Source organism: Paeniclostridium hominis, assembly GCF_014306135.1.
In the GTDB taxonomy this organism is placed as follows: Bacteria; Bacillota; Clostridia; order Peptostreptococcales; family Peptostreptococcaceae; genus Paraclostridium; species Paraclostridium hominis.
Map to the genome: position 1 here is coordinate 1,226,231 of NZ_JACRWD010000001.1, position 16,635 is coordinate 1,242,865.

Annotated in this window: 20 protein-coding genes, 1 pseudogene and 1 riboswitch; of the genes and pseudogenes, 4 read left to right on the top strand and 17 right to left on the bottom strand. The window is 26.5% G+C overall.

Annotated elements, in window-relative coordinates; genetic code table 11:
• The first annotated feature begins 8 nt into the window (after positions 1-8).
• Complete coding sequence (locus H8891_RS05850) at positions 9-254, top strand: hypothetical protein (protein WP_187005584.1); 246 nt, start codon at positions 9-11, stop codon at positions 252-254.
• A 23-nt stretch (positions 255-277) separates the two neighbouring features.
• Here the strand turns inward: H8891_RS05850 and H8891_RS05855 are convergent, their stop codons facing one another.
• Positions 278-415: a hypothetical protein gene (locus H8891_RS05855; protein ID WP_187005585.1), complete on the bottom strand. Its 138-nt coding sequence runs from the start codon at positions 413-415 to the stop codon at positions 278-280.
• A 34-nt stretch (positions 416-449) separates the two neighbouring features.
• Positions 450-812, bottom strand: coding sequence for a hypothetical protein (locus H8891_RS05860; RefSeq protein ID WP_187005586.1), 363 nt, complete (start codon positions 810-812; stop codon positions 450-452).
• 176 nt (positions 813-988) lie between these two features.
• Here H8891_RS05860 and H8891_RS05865 point away from each other — a divergent pair, with 176 nt between their 5' ends.
• Positions 989-1,570: a hypothetical protein gene (locus H8891_RS05865; protein WP_187005587.1), complete on the top strand. Its 582-nt coding sequence runs from the start codon at positions 989-991 to the stop codon at positions 1,568-1,570.
• 29 nt (positions 1,571-1,599) lie between these two features.
• On the opposite strand, the gene H8891_RS05870 is transcribed toward H8891_RS05865, so the two are convergent.
• From H8891_RS05870 to H8891_RS05925, 13 genes and pseudogenes are all read right to left on the bottom strand, one after another.
• Positions 1,600-1,803, bottom strand: a complete 204-nt coding sequence (locus H8891_RS05870) for a hypothetical protein (RefSeq protein ID WP_187005588.1) — start codon at positions 1,801-1,803, stop codon at positions 1,600-1,602.
• Positions 1,804-1,830: 27 nt separating this feature from the next.
• Positions 1,831-2,025: a hypothetical protein gene (locus H8891_RS05875; RefSeq protein WP_147544052.1), complete on the bottom strand. Its 195-nt coding sequence runs from the start codon at positions 2,023-2,025 to the stop codon at positions 1,831-1,833.
• A 166-nt stretch (positions 2,026-2,191) separates the two neighbouring features.
• Positions 2,192-3,037: a hypothetical protein gene (locus H8891_RS05880; protein WP_187005589.1), complete on the bottom strand. Its 846-nt coding sequence runs from the start codon at positions 3,035-3,037 to the stop codon at positions 2,192-2,194.
• Positions 3,038-3,161: 124 nt separating this feature from the next.
• On the bottom strand, positions 3,162-3,851 hold the full coding sequence (locus tag H8891_RS05885) for a radical SAM protein (protein WP_187005590.1): 690 nt from the start codon (positions 3,849-3,851) through the stop codon (positions 3,162-3,164).
• 17 nt (positions 3,852-3,868) lie between these two features.
• Positions 3,869-4,435: an ECF transporter S component gene (locus H8891_RS05890; RefSeq protein ID WP_187005591.1), complete on the bottom strand. Its 567-nt coding sequence runs from the start codon at positions 4,433-4,435 to the stop codon at positions 3,869-3,871.
• 1 nt (position 4,436) lies between these two features.
• Positions 4,437-5,405 (bottom strand): nucleoside hydrolase, encoded by a 969-nt coding sequence (locus H8891_RS05895; protein WP_187005592.1) that lies wholly within the window; start codon positions 5,403-5,405, stop codon positions 4,437-4,439.
• A 96-nt stretch (positions 5,406-5,501) separates the two neighbouring features.
• Positions 5,502-5,546, bottom strand: a riboswitch (PreQ1 riboswitch).
• Between the two features lie 542 nt (positions 5,547-6,088).
• Entirely contained in the window at positions 6,089-6,577 is a 489-nt protein-coding gene (locus H8891_RS05900; protein ID WP_187005593.1) for a hypothetical protein, read from the bottom strand.
• 656 nt (positions 6,578-7,233) lie between these two features.
• Positions 7,234-7,659 (bottom strand): hypothetical protein, encoded by a 426-nt coding sequence (locus tag H8891_RS15695; protein WP_408637162.1) that lies wholly within the window; start codon positions 7,657-7,659, stop codon positions 7,234-7,236.
• Positions 7,657-8,100 (bottom strand): annotated as a pseudogene (locus H8891_RS15700) (hypothetical protein); the annotation flags it as partial. The pseudogene H8891_RS15700 and the gene H8891_RS15695, both read right to left, overlap by 3 nt.
• Positions 8,101-8,609: 509 nt before the next feature.
• Positions 8,610-9,101, bottom strand: coding sequence for a hypothetical protein (locus tag H8891_RS05910; RefSeq protein WP_187005595.1), 492 nt, complete (start codon positions 9,099-9,101; stop codon positions 8,610-8,612).
• 203 nt (positions 9,102-9,304) lie between these two features.
• On the bottom strand, positions 9,305-10,648 hold the full coding sequence (locus tag H8891_RS05915; protein ID WP_187005596.1) for a TldD/PmbA family protein: 1,344 nt from the start codon (positions 10,646-10,648) through the stop codon (positions 9,305-9,307).
• A 2-nt stretch (positions 10,649-10,650) separates the two neighbouring features.
• Positions 10,651-12,042, bottom strand: coding sequence for a TldD/PmbA family protein (locus tag H8891_RS05920; protein WP_187005597.1), 1,392 nt, complete (start codon positions 12,040-12,042; stop codon positions 10,651-10,653).
• Positions 12,043-12,102: 60 nt separating this feature from the next.
• Positions 12,103-12,480: a DUF134 domain-containing protein gene (locus H8891_RS05925; RefSeq protein WP_187005598.1), complete on the bottom strand. Its 378-nt coding sequence runs from the start codon at positions 12,478-12,480 to the stop codon at positions 12,103-12,105.
• 222 nt (positions 12,481-12,702) lie between these two features.
• On the opposite strand from H8891_RS05925, the gene H8891_RS05930 reads away from it, so the two are divergent.
• On the top strand, positions 12,703-13,968 hold the full coding sequence (locus tag H8891_RS05930; RefSeq protein WP_187005599.1) for an ArsB/NhaD family transporter: 1,266 nt from the start codon (positions 12,703-12,705) through the stop codon (positions 13,966-13,968).
• 24 nt (positions 13,969-13,992) lie between these two features.
• On the top strand, positions 13,993-14,466 hold the full coding sequence (locus H8891_RS05935; RefSeq protein WP_187005600.1) for a hypothetical protein: 474 nt from the start codon (positions 13,993-13,995) through the stop codon (positions 14,464-14,466).
• A 32-nt stretch (positions 14,467-14,498) separates the two neighbouring features.
• Here H8891_RS05935 and H8891_RS05940 read toward each other — a convergent pair whose 3' ends face one another.
• Both H8891_RS05940 and H8891_RS05945 read right to left on the bottom strand, forming a co-directional pair.
• On the bottom strand, positions 14,499-14,921 hold the full coding sequence (locus H8891_RS05940; protein WP_187005601.1) for a hypothetical protein: 423 nt from the start codon (positions 14,919-14,921) through the stop codon (positions 14,499-14,501).
• Between the two features lie 205 nt (positions 14,922-15,126).
• Entirely contained in the window at positions 15,127-16,539 is a 1,413-nt protein-coding gene (locus tag H8891_RS05945) for an MATE family efflux transporter (RefSeq protein WP_187005602.1), read from the bottom strand.
• Positions 16,540-16,635 lie beyond the last annotated feature (96 nt).

The window sequence follows — 16,635 nt, forward strand, 5'->3', positions numbered from 1 at the left end:
GAATTTATATGTCTTGTGGATGCGGAAGTACAAATAAAAATGATGGGAAGCAAGTTGTTGATTTAGTAAGAAGTAAAGGTAAGGGTGATTTTCCACTAAGAACACCTCATGAAATAGTTTGTGTTAACTGTTCTAAATCTTTTACGATGAATACTCATGTAGATAAATGCCCTCATTGTAATATGACTTATGGAGTTACTCCTTGTAGTTCTATGAATAAGGAAAATATAAAAGCAGCTGATATAAATTACTAAAAAACTCCCATATGGGAGTTTTTTTATTTTAAATTAGAATTATCTTTTTCCCAAGCTATAAATATAAATTCTTTACCTGTAATATCCTTAATCATTTTTTCAGCTTTTTTTATTTCATCTTCTTCTTTTTTATTTAAATCAGCTATTTTATATTCTTTCATAGTTACCTCCTATATATTAGAATAGTTTTTTGTATTAATGTTTATTTAAATCGTTATCTACTGTATCTATTTTATTCATAACCTTTTGGATTTCTTCATTTGATGGATGATCTTCATTTTCATAACTTAATCTATTACTATTAAATTCATTTATTTTTTCTTCTAACTCTGAAGTTTCTTTAACTTCATTATTATAGTTTTCCAAGTTATACATATACTCATCATAAACTCCACATTGTTTTGATTTAGATTTTTTATATATCATAGTAGCTCCTATAGTTGCTCCTATACCTAGAGCTGTAAGCGTAGTAAATTTAACAGTTTTATATCTTTTTTGTTTTCTTTTTTGTTGATTTTTCTCTTCTTTGACAGCTTTGTACATTCTAGTTGCTAGCATAATTAAATTTTCCTTTCTTTGATTTTAAGTTTGTTACTTAATTAATATTAGTATTTGATATTATCTAAAAAAAACACAATTAATTATTGTCATATTAGGAATTTTTATGCTATGAATAAAAATATTTTTAATATAATATATTAGTTAATATATATATTTATAAGGAGTGTTTTAAATTGTCATTTTCTGAAAAAGAAGTTTTAAAATATTTAAATATTACTACAACTATATTAATGTTTATTTATACAATATCTTTAATATATTTTGTTTTATATGGTAAAACTTTTCAAATATCACCTTGCTTTTGTTCACTTATCATAACTGGTTTTATAAAAGTTGTTTCAAAAAAATTTTTGGATATAGTATCTCCAATATTAATATTTGCTATACTTATCTTTATCTTTATTGCTTCTTACTTAGGTTCTAGTTTTGATTTTTATGGTATAGTTAGTCATTATGATGATATAATGCATTTTTTATCAGGAATCTTAGCAACACTATTTGGATATGATTTATTCAAAATGTTAAATTCCAAGAATGTAGATATTTATAAAAACAGAAAATTGATTGTTTCATTTGTATTTTTCTTTAATTTAGCTATAGCTGGACTATGGGAAATCTTTGAATTTTTAGTAGATAAATTTTTCTTAACTAAAATGCAAGTTGGAGGCCTTAACGATACTATGATTGATATGATTGATGCATTATTAGCATCTATCATATTGATTATAAGCTATGAATTTTTTATAAAAAAATAAATAAATAAAACCTCACATAAAGTGAGGTTTTATTTATAACTATTATCTTCAAATTTTACATTACAATATCTATGATATAAATCTATATCATTGCACATTCCATTGAAAGAACATGACTTCATTTGATTTAGTATACTCATATAAGAACTTAAGATATCTTCTTGTTCAAAATTAGTATTTACAAGTTCTTTATATGAGTTTAATTCTTTTGGTTTATCTTTTTTCTTAAGCATCTTGATATCCTTTTCTTAAATCAAAATTTACTTATCGTATTTTCCTTCTGTGTAATTCTTTACAATGTCTACAAATCCTAATATTTCTAAATTTGCATCAGTACCACTTAAAATTTGATTGTAATACCAATTTGCAAACTCTGGATTTGCTAGTGTCTCATTAAGCTTTAGAAAATCTAATTCATTAAAATTAGTACCTTGATTTTTACTTTCTTCTGTCATCAGTATCATCTCCTTAAGTACTATTATTATTACTGATAAACATTTTAGATATTCACTTAAATATATATTTACTTTATTATATTCATCTTTTAAAAATTATTACCTTTTTATACAAAAATAAAGCCTAAAATCTTTTATTATAGATTTTAGGCTTTTGAATATCCATTTATTTCATTAATATAGCTTCATTTAACTTTAAATTTACTTCTACAGTTGTATTATCACTTATATCATCATAAATATATCCTATTACCTCTAATTTTTTTGCATCATTAGGGTGAACAGAGTTTAGTTTTATCTCTTGAGATTTTTTTATTACTTCATATGAATCTAAATATGTTACATTTATATATTCACCTTTATCATTAAGCTCTGCAATTTCTAAAACTAAACTACCAATATCTTTATCTGAAATATTTTTTATTGTTATTTGTGCATTATATCCACCTTTAACTTTATTTGTTATTTTAGGTTCAGATATTCCTAATACATCATACTTTTTATATGCAACAATTTTTTCATTAGTATTTAAGACATTAAATTTATCTTTTAATAAATCTACATATATTAATTGATTATCTAAGTTATAAGAATAACCTATAACTTCTACTTTTTTTGTAAATTTTTTGTGAGCAGATTGAATATAAACACTTTGTCCTGGTTTTAAAGTTACTTTAGACAAAGCTTCAGTTTTAGCTAAAGCATTATTCTCATTATCATATTCTCTAAATATTAGCTCTATGTTTCTTATATTTAAATCACTTATATTCTTAACTTTAGTTTTTGTATCAATAAACTTATTATTGTTGTTATCATTAGGATCGTCTGTAACTACTGGTTCACCTATTTCTAATACATTTGCATCTTTATAACTCATATCTGATTTTACACGTTCTAAATTTATTTTATCATCTTTGATATTATTTTCATTTGATGCACACCCTGAAAGAATGCTAACTGTAAATATTAATATTATGGATATTATAGATGTTTTTTTTACACTGTCGTTCATATATTAGCACCTCAGTTCTATCTCTATTTTATTATATTATACTATATATGACTCCAGTTACAATTTTTTTTTCATTTTTTTAATCTTATTGTAATCTTTTTTCAAAATTAATCCATTATATTAATTATTCTCCAACTCCAAAATCAGTATTATTATAAAGAACTTCTATTTTATTATTTTCATCTAAAAAACTATACTTTTCTTTAAACCAACTTACTAATTCTTCATCTCTTTTTATATTTGTTGTGTTATTTACAAATACATTTATAGTTGCATGTTCAAAGTTATTTAAAACTATATCCATATCTTTATCAATCATTTCTTTACTTTGACCCTTTATACCTACCATTATACAAGGTGAGTCAAAATACTTTTTAAGTTCTTCAACTGATTTAAACTTAGCATTTTTATTTAAAAAATTATTCCTAAAGTCATAGTCAAAACTTTCTACACCAATTTTAAATACTATAGGTATATTAAAAAATTCTCTCATTTCATTTAATCTGTTTTTATAAGACCAATGACTTTCTAAAAATAATTTTTCTATGTTTTTTTCCTCTATTATACTTTTTATTTTTTCTAGTGTTTTTTTAGGAAGTTCAAAACAACTTCCTGAGTTTATCACTTCTAATACTTTATACTTTCCTGTTACATTTTCTAAAGTCTTAAAGTTTATTTCATTCATTTTATCTTCATTATCATCATTATCTAGTGTATAATCGCAAAATGAACATTTACCCCATACACAAGAAAATCCTTTTAATAATACTATTTCTCTTTGATTTTTATTCGTAACTTCACTATATCTATCCATTGTTTTCTCCATTAGTTTTAATTTTTATTAGTTTTTAATTTATATATAAAATTAGATGGTATTGATAATACAGCACTATTTACAAGTAAAACAGCTATAAGCTTATCTATATAGTCTGTTAATACTTGAGTTAAAAATACACTCACAACTTTGTTGATTCCAAATCTCGATAAAATTTGCACTATATAAGAAGAACCTGATGATGTCACTCCTCCAAATACAAATGCTGCTATTATAGCACTTAATATAGAGGTTGGAATTGAAAATGTAAGTACTCCTATAGGTGTTTTTACTCCATTTAAAAATCCTTTTTTATACATTAATCCAGCTATTAGCCCTGTTGAGATTTGAACTGGCATAAAAAAGAATGAATAAATATCAAAAGTCATGCCACTTACCATGCTCCCACAAACACCTGTAATTATTGCATACTTAGACCCTAATATACATGCTATAAATATAGTTCCTATAGAATCTAAATATATAGGAAGTTTTAAGTTTAAAGCTATAAATGCGCCTATTACATTTAGAGCTATTCCCAATGATATTAGAGTTAAACTTGTTGTTGATAATTTTTTTTTCATACTAAATTATTCCTCCTGTAGTGTTTATTTTATCTACATGTGATGGAAATAATCTTTTTAAAAACATATACATAAACTCTTTTTCATTAGTTTGAGTAAGAACAAAACTATTTGGTTCCTTTTTATAAAAATTAAAAGAATCTACAATAGATTGGCCCATAGCTACTCCATCTTCAACTACTTCTACATAACTTTCAAAACCACTACATAAATTTCTATCAATAAAGTAAGCAACTGCTAATGGGTCATTTATTACACACCCTATAATACCTTCTTGTTCCCAGTGAAAATCTATATAAAATCTTGTTATTTCAGTAATATACTTAGCTAAATCTTCATCAAGTCTATTTATAAATTCTATTATATTTGGGGTTAATACTATTTTTCTAGTTACATCTAATCCTACCATATGAATTTTTTTAGGCAAGTTCTTGTAAACATAATCTGCTGCATGTGGATCTACCCAATAATTAAACTCAGCCACTGGAGAACAGTTTCCATGTATTCTAAAAGCACCTCCCATAGAAATAAATTCATCTAAGTTATTAAAAGCTTTTTTATCTTTCATAAGTGCTTTTGCAATATTTGTTAGTGGACCTAATGCTATTATAGATACATCTTTATTATTTTTTAATGTTTCTATAATAAAATCTACACCACCATATTTAATATTTTTATTAGTTGATGTCTTGTAGAAGTTTTCTCCTAATCCATCTTCTCCGTGAGTGTCTTGGGCTGTTACAAGTTCTCGTTTTAGAGGATTTTCTTCTCCAACATATATATTTATGTTTTCGTTTGAAAATCTATGAAGTGTATACAAAGCATTTTCAGCTCCCATTTTAGCAGGTACATTCCCGCTACAAGTTGTTATTCCCAGTATTTCTAGCTCAGGTGAGTTTATTGCTAATAATAAAGCTAGAGAGTCGTCTATTCCTGGGTCACAATCAATTATTACCTTTCTTTTTTGCATAACAAATCTCCTCCTTAAAATTTATAAAGGAGAACCTTACAACTTTTTAACTAAAAGTCATAGCTAAGGGTATATCTTATATACTGCCACTATATAAATACCTTAGTTTTTTATACTTGGAGGTTCTCGAACAAGTCCTAGATAGGCTTTTACTATCCAGATTTTTCAACGTTTCTGTAATTATTTTTTAAGTTTTGTCTAGTTTTTTGTCTAGTCTTTTAAAGTTATCTACAACTAGACTAACAAAAATTATTTTACAATAAATAATCGTTTATTTCAATATTTTAATCTTTAAATTACTCCAAAAGACTAAGTTCTAAAACTTAGTCTTTTTTAATTTTTTATACAAGGACATGCAACTTTTTATATGCATTTAGCATATGCTATAACATGCGTAGCGAACATGTAGCAAGTGTAACGCAGTTAACTTGACGGAATGTGAGTGAAGTGTTTATGTTAGCTCATAGCAACCTAGGCACATTCTGCGCTATTTTAAATTATACAAAAATAAACAGGAGAGTGTCTGCTCTCCTATTTTTATGCCACATTTTGTTCCTCAGTATTAACTTTTATAACATGAGGTAGTGATTGCAAATCTTTATCCTTATTAGCATAAACTTTATCTTTATGGTCCTTATAAAAAAATTACTCCAAAATACATATGTACTCTGGAGTAATTTTTATTATTTATTTTTCACTTCATAATTTACAACTTTATAAGTTACAGGAGTTCCTGTCTGTTCGTCGTTATCATATTGCACAACTTCTACCTTGTGTTTTCCTTCTTTTAACGAATTATCTTGTAATGTTATTGTAGTTTGAGACATTTCTCCAAGTTGTTCTTTAGTATTAAGCATACCATCTATATATACATACGATAATTTACTACCATCTAAATTTTCACTAGACAAACCTATTTGATCTAATTGAGTATCTTGTCCTACAAATACAGTTGGAATATTTCCATTTTCAGTTGTTCCTCCAGTTGTAGATAAAACTACGTCACCATTACCTATTTCTTTATCTAGCCCTTCTGGTATATCTTTCTTAGAACTCACTTCCTCTTTAGTTATATTTTCATTTGCTTTAGTGTCTCCTTTTGAACTAGAACATCCAACAACTCCTAAAGCTAATACACCTGCTAAAACTAATCCTAATACTTTTTTACTCATTATGATAATTCTCCTTCAATTAATATAAATCATTAATAGTATACAATATTGCACGTGTCACTTTTTGTCAATTTGTGATAAAAATTACATTTTTTAATTTTTAAAATAAAAAAGCACCTAACTTGATGGATGCTTTATATCTATATAATTATTGTTCATTTATGCTTTCTAATTGGCTTTCTACTAATCCAGCTCCTGCTGCTAATATAAATGGTACTATCATCAAAATTTCTAATATTATTGTCATATATAACCACTCCAATGTTTTATTTATTTGATGAGTCTATTGTACATGTTTAATCTTAAAAAAGCCTTGCGTCAACCTTAAACATTCCTTACATTTTTGATGCATTTATTTCTGTTTCATTTTTCTTTAAATAATTGTTAGACATAAAAAAAGAAAACTAAATAAATCAAATTTAGATTCCATGCTATATAAATAATTAACCTATTAGAGTATCACTGCAAATAGCATTTAAGCTCTCAAGGTTATTTATCTCCTTAAGGAAATCTGTTTTTAATCTTAAAGTTGATTTGTTTAGTTTTCTATAATATATTTATACCTTGTTTTACTTAAAATAAACACTATTTTAGGAAGTTTTTCAACTAAGTAAGACAAAAAATGTAGTAAGCCATTTAGCCTACTACGTTACTTTTTATCTAACACATACATTACAAGGATCACTCTTACCTTTGTTTTTGGCTTCTCTTAGTGTCATGCTTAATATAGTTTTACTATTCTTTAAAGTTGCACAATTCTTAGATGAATGGTAGCTTTTTCCACCTGGAGTTATGAAAACAGTACTATTATCAGATAAACCTGAATTTCCACCATTGCTTATATATGTAGCGATTCCATTAGATCCTATATGCCAGCCATCTATAGTTGTATTTGTAGCCATCATACCATTTCCATAGAAATAATACCATGATCCATCTAATTGGTGCCATCCTGTAACCATCATACCCTTATGATTTAGATAATACCAAGTTCCCATATCATCTAACCACCCTGTTTTCATTCTTCCTGATCGATTAAAGTAATAATAAGTATAGTTCACTTGCTCCCAACCAGTTGACATCACACCATTTTGTTTTAAGTAATACCAAATGCCATTGGATTCCAACCATCCTGTTTGCATAGCACCTGAAGTACATAAATAATACCATGAACCTTCAATTTGTTGCCAATCTGTTGCCATTGTTCCATTTGGATTAAGATAGTACCATGTATTTCCTAACTGTTTCCAACCTGTTGCCATTACTCCGTTTGGCTCTAGATAATACCATGCACCACCTATTTGCTTCCAACCAGTCGCCATTGTTCCATCTGATTCTAAGTAATACCATTTACCTGAAACTAACTTCCAGCCAGTTTGCATAATACCATTACTATCAAAATAGTACCATTTGTCTGAATTTTGTATCCAACCTTTCTTAGTATCTGCATTAGATACAGACATACTAGTTACCACTAGCCCTAAAGCTAATACACTAGATATAAGCAATTTTTTTAACTTCATAACTTCTCCTCCATGTTTATTTATAACCGTAACAAGTATATATTAACATTTATGTAAAATATTGTAAATTTTTAGAATTAAATTGGTGTTTTTTAGTAAGAATACTTGGATAGTATACTCTTATTTTCATTTAACAAAGAATCTGAAATCCCGAATTTACAATTACCAAAACAACTAATAAAAATATTTAAATTATATATCGTACTATTATATATGTTTTTTATATAAATAGACTGTAAAAAAGTAGTAGGTTCATAAGCCTACTACTTTTTATTGTTTAAACTTTCATATCTATATAATTATTGTTCATTTATACTTTCTAATTGATTTCCTACTAATCCAGCCCCATGCTGCTAATATAAATGGAACTATAATTAATCCACCCAATCTTATTGTCATGTATAATTCCACCCAATGTTTTATTTGACAAGTTTATTATACATACTTAACCTAAAAAAACCCTTACAAAAACATTTAAATTTGCTTACATTTTTGATATATTCTTAAAGTTATTTTATTTGTGATTTAACCCACAGTAAAATTTGATCTCCAGAAGCTTTACTAAAATAATAACTTTGTAAAGATTTATTTCCCTCAGATGATGAGTCTGTATTTAAAAAGCATAATAAGTAAGATAAAGACATGCTATAATAATTTAATGTATTTAAAAATGCTAATGCTAAAGGATTTTTTTCTATATTTCCACTCTCTGTTTTGTGATATTCTGATAATTGAATTCTAAGATTTCTTATTTGACTGTTTATAAATGTAGATTCCTTAAATAAACTAGTTTTATCTTGCTTATTAATTACAGCTTTAAGTGAATTAGAACTTAATATATATATTTGATCTCTTATTTTAGTCAATTCATTTAAATAAGTTTCTTCTATTTTTTGAGGTTGATTTAATAATCTTTCAGCATAAATATTATATGAGTTATCAAATTTAATAAACATAAATGAAGTACTTACTATAAGAATTGAAATAATTATCTTTTTCATTTTATAACTCCTTGTGTAAAATTATTTTTAAAAACTAAAGTTATTATTCTCATATACTTATTAAATCTATTCACTTTTAACTATTTAAATTTGTATATTATTACAATATGTATAAAGATAATTTTCTTCAAGTTTTAATATTTATTGCTTTAATAAAAAAGTACCCATTTTAATGAGTACTTTATACTTATATAAATTCTACACTATTTACCTGCTATAGATAATCCTTCTACTATAACTGATGGCGAACCCACACTACTTATTGGAAAACTTAGATCATTTCCTATAAATTTAATGTTTTTTAATAAATCAAAAAAGTTTCCTGCAACAGTTATTTGTTCTACCGGATATTCTTTTTTCCCGTCTTTTATATAAAACCCTTTAGCTGCTAAAGAAAAATCACCTGTTATAGAGTTTGCTCCAGAGTGAAGTCCTGCAAAATCTGTTACCATAATTCCTTCTTTAACCTCTTTCATAAGCTCTTTTATACTAGCTTCTCCCTTTTCTATATAAAAGTTCGTAGGCTCTACACTTACCGGAGAAGAATACGATGCTTTAAATCCATTTCCTGTAGTTTTTACATTAGCTTTATGAGCTGTTTTTAAGTTGTGTAATAGGGTATTTAAGACTCCATTTGATACTATATCTTTTTTAAATGTTGCAACTCCTTCATCATCAAAAGGCGTTGATGCTAAACCTTTATCTAACAGAGGGTCATCCACTATTGAAACAATATTAGATGCTATAACCTCACCTTCTTTTCCTTTCAATAAAGATAATCCTCTTTGAGCAGCCTCACCACTAAATATATCTGCAAAAGTTTCAAGTAAAGAAGCCATAGCTTCATTGTATATTATAGTTTTGTAATTACCTGAAGAAATAGTACTTCCACCTAATTTAGATAAAGCTTCTTTTACACCTTGCTTTGCTATTTCTTTAGTATCTATTTCTTCTAAAGAATCAGCTATCTTATATCCCATTCCATCTTGCTTTTCGTTATTATCTTCAACTATAGGAATAACATATGCTATAATTAAATTCCCCTTATTACTTAACTCTAAACCTTTAGTATTATATATTCCATTTTTAGAAGAACTATAAGATACTTTACAACTACTTATATTAACTACTTTATCACTATATTCTTTAGTTTGTTTTTCTAAATCTAATACAATTTCTATTAATTTCGCCGCATCTATGTTTTCTAGTTTTTCTGAATAAGTTTGAACTTTACTATAATTTTTGTCACCTTCATATATAAACTGTTCATCAGTACTCTCTATGCATTTAGATGCTTCCTTTGCATTTTTTATAAGCATATCTATAGCCTTATCATCTAAAATTTCAGTATATGAATATCCCATCTTACCATTTAGCATTCCCCTAAATGACAATCCAAAAGATTTATCTAAATTATACTTTTCTACTTCACCTTCATAAACTGTTATACTTATATCTTCACCATCAGTGTAATAAATTTCACAGTCTTCAAAACCTTCATTTAAAGCTTTCTCAAACAGTATATTTTTAAATTCTTTAAAGTCCATAACTATTCCTCCGATCTTCCACCTACAGTAATTTCTTTAACTCTTATCATAGGTTGCCCTACGTTTGTTGGTATACTTCCTGATGATGAACCACACATACCTTGAGCTTGAGCTAAATTATTTCCAACCATATCTATATTCATAAGTACATCGCTACCTTTACCTATTAAACTAGCACCTCTTACAGGTTCTTGTATCTGACCATTTTTTACAATATATCCTTCTGCTACTGCAAAGTTAAACTCTCCAGTAACTGGATTTACAGATCCTCCGCCCATTTTTTTAGCATATAGACCATTATCTATTGACTTTATTATATCTTCTGGATTGTCATCTCCTGGTGCTATGTACGTGTTAGTCATTCTTGATGTTGGAGCATATTTATAACTTTGTCTACGAGAACTTCCTGTTGGTTCCATATTCATTCGTCTTCCATTTAATTTATCTATCATATATGATTTTAAAATTCCATTTTCTATTAATACATTTTTCTTTGTAAAGTTACCTTCATCATCTATATTGCTAGATCCCCAATGATTAGCTAGTGTTCCATCATCTATTGCTGTTACTTTTGTTGAAGCAATTTGTTCTCCTAGTTTTCCTGAAAATACTGAATTTCCTTTAGCTACTGATGTTGCTTCTAGTGAATGTCCACAAGCTTCATGAAATATAACTCCTCCAAATCCATTGTCTATTGCAACAGTCATTTTACCTGCAGGACAATTTCTTGCATGTAGCATAGTATGAGCTGTTCTTGCAGCTTCTTTTCCATAGAAAATTGGGTCTATTTCTTCAAACATTTCAAATCCTTTTGCTCTGCCTGGCCCTTCAAATCCTGTTTGATTTTCATTTCCCTTAGAAGCTACAGCACTTATCCCAAGTCTTGTTCTTATTCTTTCATCTTCTATATATAAACCTTCACTATTTGCAACTAATATTTTTTGTGCTTTATCTAAGTAAGTTACATTTACTTGTGATATATCTTTACTATAATCTTTTGCACTTTTATACGCTTCTTTCATTACTTTTATTTTTTTTTCATAGTCTATAGCATTTGGATATAATTTTATGTTGTGCATATTCTCATAGTTAACACTATTATTTATAACTATCGATTTCTCTTCTTTTAAACTACCTAGTGCCAATGCTGCTTTATAAGCTGTATCTAAAAGAGATGATAAAGAGTTATCATTAGTATAAGCATAAACACTTTTGAAATTTTTAAATATTCTTATGCCTATACCATAACTTCTTCCACCTAGTGCATTTTCAACTTTACTATCTATTAATCCTATAGAATTACTTATTGTATCCTCTTCAAATATTTCTGCAAAATCTCCACCAGTTATCAAACACTTTGATAAAACCTTAGAAGCTATTTCTCTTGAAATCATATTATTCCTCCTATTTTTTCACTATTACTTTAATTGTATCATAAAAAAAGTTACTGGCATTTATAACCAATAACTTTTTTTATCAAATCCAGCTTCTTCTGCACTCATAACTTTATTACTTGTGCAAAGTGGACAAGCTATTCTTTCTTCATAACCTGTTACTTTATATATAGTTCCACAAGTTGCACACCTAAATGTAAAGTATAAATTATTATCTATTTGTTCTTCTTCTAATATAATCTTTATTACATTATCTTTTCCTATACTTTTTGCTATTTTAGTTCTTGCACTATTTAATGTTTCATTAAATTCTTCCGCTGACATTTTCATTTTTTTAGCACAAGTTTTTATTTTTATTTTTTCTATATCCACTAATTTTATAGCTTCTATCTCTTCTTTTTTAAGTTTCAATTCTATTTGTTTTGTATTTTCATTCATATCGTCATCCCCTATATTAAAACTAATTTAGTGGCATATAGCTATACATTATAATATGTTTATTTTAGTATATAGTGATTATTTATGTTATAGATACATCTTTAAAGTATTAATAAAAATAATTATTTTAAGAACTTTTTTAATTTCTGTAACATTTCAAGCTTTTAACTATACTTTAATTATTAACTTTAAGTTTTTAAACTTACTAAGGAGGCGATAGTCATGTACATCAATCAAATAATAGCCATATCTATATTTTTACTGGTTATGATAGCTATTATATCTGAAAAAGTAAACAGAGCTGTTGCTGCTGTGGCAGGTGCTTTGCTTATGTTAATATTTAATATCGTATCATTTGAAAACGGACTTAAACATATTGATTTCAATACTATTGGTGTTTTAATAGGCATGATGCTTTTTGTATCAGTTGTAAAAAACTCCGGATTATTTGAGTATATAGCAATCTTTTCATCAAAAAAATCAAAAGGTGATCCATGGAAAATAATGCTTTGTTTTATGGTATTAACAGCAATTTTATCTGCTATTTTAGACAACGTAACTACTGTTTTGTTAATCGGCCCAATGACTATAGTTATAACTCAAATATTAAAAATAAACCCTACTCCATTTTTAATTACTCAAATATTAGCTTCTAACATAGGTGGTACATCAACTTTAATAGGTGATCCACCAAATATAATGATAGGTAGCGCTGCTAATTTAAGTTTTATGGATTTTGTAGTTAATCTTGGCCCTATAGTTATAATATTACTATTTGCTACTATTATCTGTTTTAAGTTTGTATTTAAAAAACACTTAGTTGTAGAGGCTATATATAAAGAAGAAATATTATCTCTAGATGAAAATAAAGCAATAAAAGATAAATCCTTGCTTATTAAAAGCATAATTATGATGATATTTATTTTGCTTGGATTTGCTCTTCACAACATAATTCACATTGAATCAAGTGTAGTTGCACTAACAGGTGCTACTATAATGATTTTTATAGGTAAACAAGATGTAGATGAAATTCTTTCAAGTATTGAATGGTCTACAATAGCATTCTTTGGAGGTTTGTTTATTGTGGTTGGTGGTCTTGTAGAGGTAGGTATTATAAACTTTATAGCTGAATACTTAATAAATGCTACAAAGGGTCACTTAATAATTACTATGTTAGTAATCCTTTGGTTATCAGCTATAATATCATCTTTCCTGGACAATATACCATTTGTCGCTACATTGATACCACTAATTTTAACCATGCAATCTCAAGGTGTTGATGTAACTCCAATTTGGTGGGCTACATCTTTAGGTGCTTGCTTAGGAGGAAATGGTACATTAATAGGTGCTTCTGCTAATATTGTTTTATCTAATATTGGTCAAAAAAATGGATATCCAATAACATTTAAAGAGTACTTTAAAATAGGTTTTCCGCTTATGATTTTATCAATAATTATTTCAACTATTTATCTAGTAATTCGTTTCTAGTAAAAAATTTTAGGAGGTTTATAAATGAGCATTTTAAACAACGCTTATGGAGACACTATAGAAGCTCGACTTAGATACATCGGTGCTACTGAAATAAGAAAAGTTCATGGAATTTTATATTTTATTGAGTTTGAAATTGATAATAACTTAAAAGTTTCCTATACTTATAACATAAATGCTAAAAATAAATATTTTTTACAAAGAATCAAACCGTATCCTATACCGGAAGGAGTATTTGAAAAAGAATATGAAGTTGTTTCATTTATAGAAAAAGATATAAAAAAATTTACCAATGCTAAAAAAAGTAATAACTTTGATCTATTCTTAAAAATCAACAATGAACTAAATACTATCTGTCTGGACATCGAGAAACTATTTTTAAATTACAACATAGATAAAATGGATTTAGAAAAATTAAAAGCTGAACTAGATGATATACTAAATCTATTTGAAAATTCTAAAAAAAGATCACCCAAAATCAATATGGATAATAAATAAGGAGATAGATTACCTATCTCCTTTAAATGATTTTAATTAGATACATTTTTCAAATTTACTTTTTTATATCTATTAATAACAAAACTAATTGATGCTGATATAACCATTCTTGTTGGAGTGAATAAAATTAACGATATTACTATAGATTTTAATAAATATATAAAACTAAAATTTCTTTCCATACTTAATAATAATATATCAAAACACATAGTAACTATTATAATGTTCATATACATATATGTATTTTCTAGCTTTTCTTTTTTTGTCTTAATTACTAAATATAGTACTGGTATAAATATCATTGAAATTGAAGATATTATTATAAATATTATATTTTTTATACTTAAATTAGAATGCTTAACAAATATTAGATATATACAGTAAAAAATAATATTTGATATACTTAAATATTTAAAATATATTTGCATTGCTTTATCTAAAATATTGTTTTTCATTTTATCACCTCAATACAATATACTTAATTAATAAAGTTAATATCACATATTTTTATAATTAAGTTTAAAATTTTGTAAAAAAATTATTACATAAATCTTAATATATTAAAAATAAACTACATTCAAGTTTACAGTTTTTATAAAAAAGGGTTATCTTTAAAAAATTATAGATAACCCTTTTTTGTTTTGTAAATTTATAAAAATTTTAATCTAACACTTCAACTAAATTACTTTTAAAATTGTATAAATCTTTCTTTTTATAAACTACATATCCAATAATCCACCTTACACAAACATCAAGTCCCATAGCAATCCATACCCATTGAATATCAAGTTTTGTAAAATAGACGATTAAAACAGTAAGTGGAACCCTTATTCCCCATATACCAGTAGCAGATATAAGCATCGGTAATTTTGTAAAACCAGAACCTCTAAGTGCTCCATTTATTACCCCACCTAAATTTCCTGCAAGTTGTATAACTCCCATAACTATTAAATATTTTGCTGATATATTTATTAACTGACTATCATTAGTTAATATTAACATAAGTTGTTTTGGAAAAAATATTAAAGGTATGGATGTTAGTATCGTTATTACTATTGTAGATTTAAATAATTCTTTCATATATCTTTTGCCTAATTTTTCATTATTAGCGCCTACACACTGACCTACAAATGCAGTTGCTGCTATTGCAAATGCGTTTGATGGCATAAAAGATATAGATTCTGCTTGAAGCCCTAATTGATAAGCTGCAAGTGTGACTTCTCCGTAATTTAATATCGCTCGAGTTAATATTATAGTTGATAATTGCCAAAATGAGTTTTCAAGAGATATTGGTATTCCTATTTTATATACATTTTTAATTTGATTTATATCAGGCTTAAAATCTTTTATGAACTCTTTAATATTAATTTTTACTTTATCTATTTGTTCTCCAAAATATACATAGCCTTTTTTTCTATTAAACATTAAATAAACACCATAAAAACAAGCTATAAAATAACCACTAAAAGTTCCTATAGCTGCACCTTGAACTCCAAGATTTGGCATATTAAAATTACCAAATATAAATAAGTAACCTATAATTATACTAGTTATATTCATAGACATAGCTATTTTCATAGATATTTTAGCTTTATTCATAGATTGTAAAGAAGATGTACATATAAGCATCATACTCATAAAATATAATGACCAAGAAGAAGTTTTTAAACACTTAGATGCTATATACATTAATTCACTACCTGGATCGAATATAGACAACACAAATTCTGTGTTTAGAAATATGAATTGCTGAATTAAAAATATTAAAATACTAAGTCCTATCATAGTCTGTTTTATTATATACTTTATCTTTTTTGTATTTTTAGAACCATAAGCTTGTGCAACGAACACTGCACTTCCCATAGTTATTCCTCTTAAAATTGCCCAGGTTATATTAATTATTCGGTTACTTAGACTAAAAGCACTTATAGATATTGGATCTAGTCTTCCCATCATACCTGTTAGGCAAAATCCAGAAGTCATTTGAAGTATACTTTCTATAACTATAGGAAGTACCATTATCTGTATGGCTTTTCTTATTTCATTTTGACTTATTTGAATCTTAGCCTCCATACTTTACCCCCCAATATTTTACTTTACATTCAACTTATATTGTAGCAATGTTTAATATTTTTGTACTCATAGGATAAATTTTATATTTATAATTTT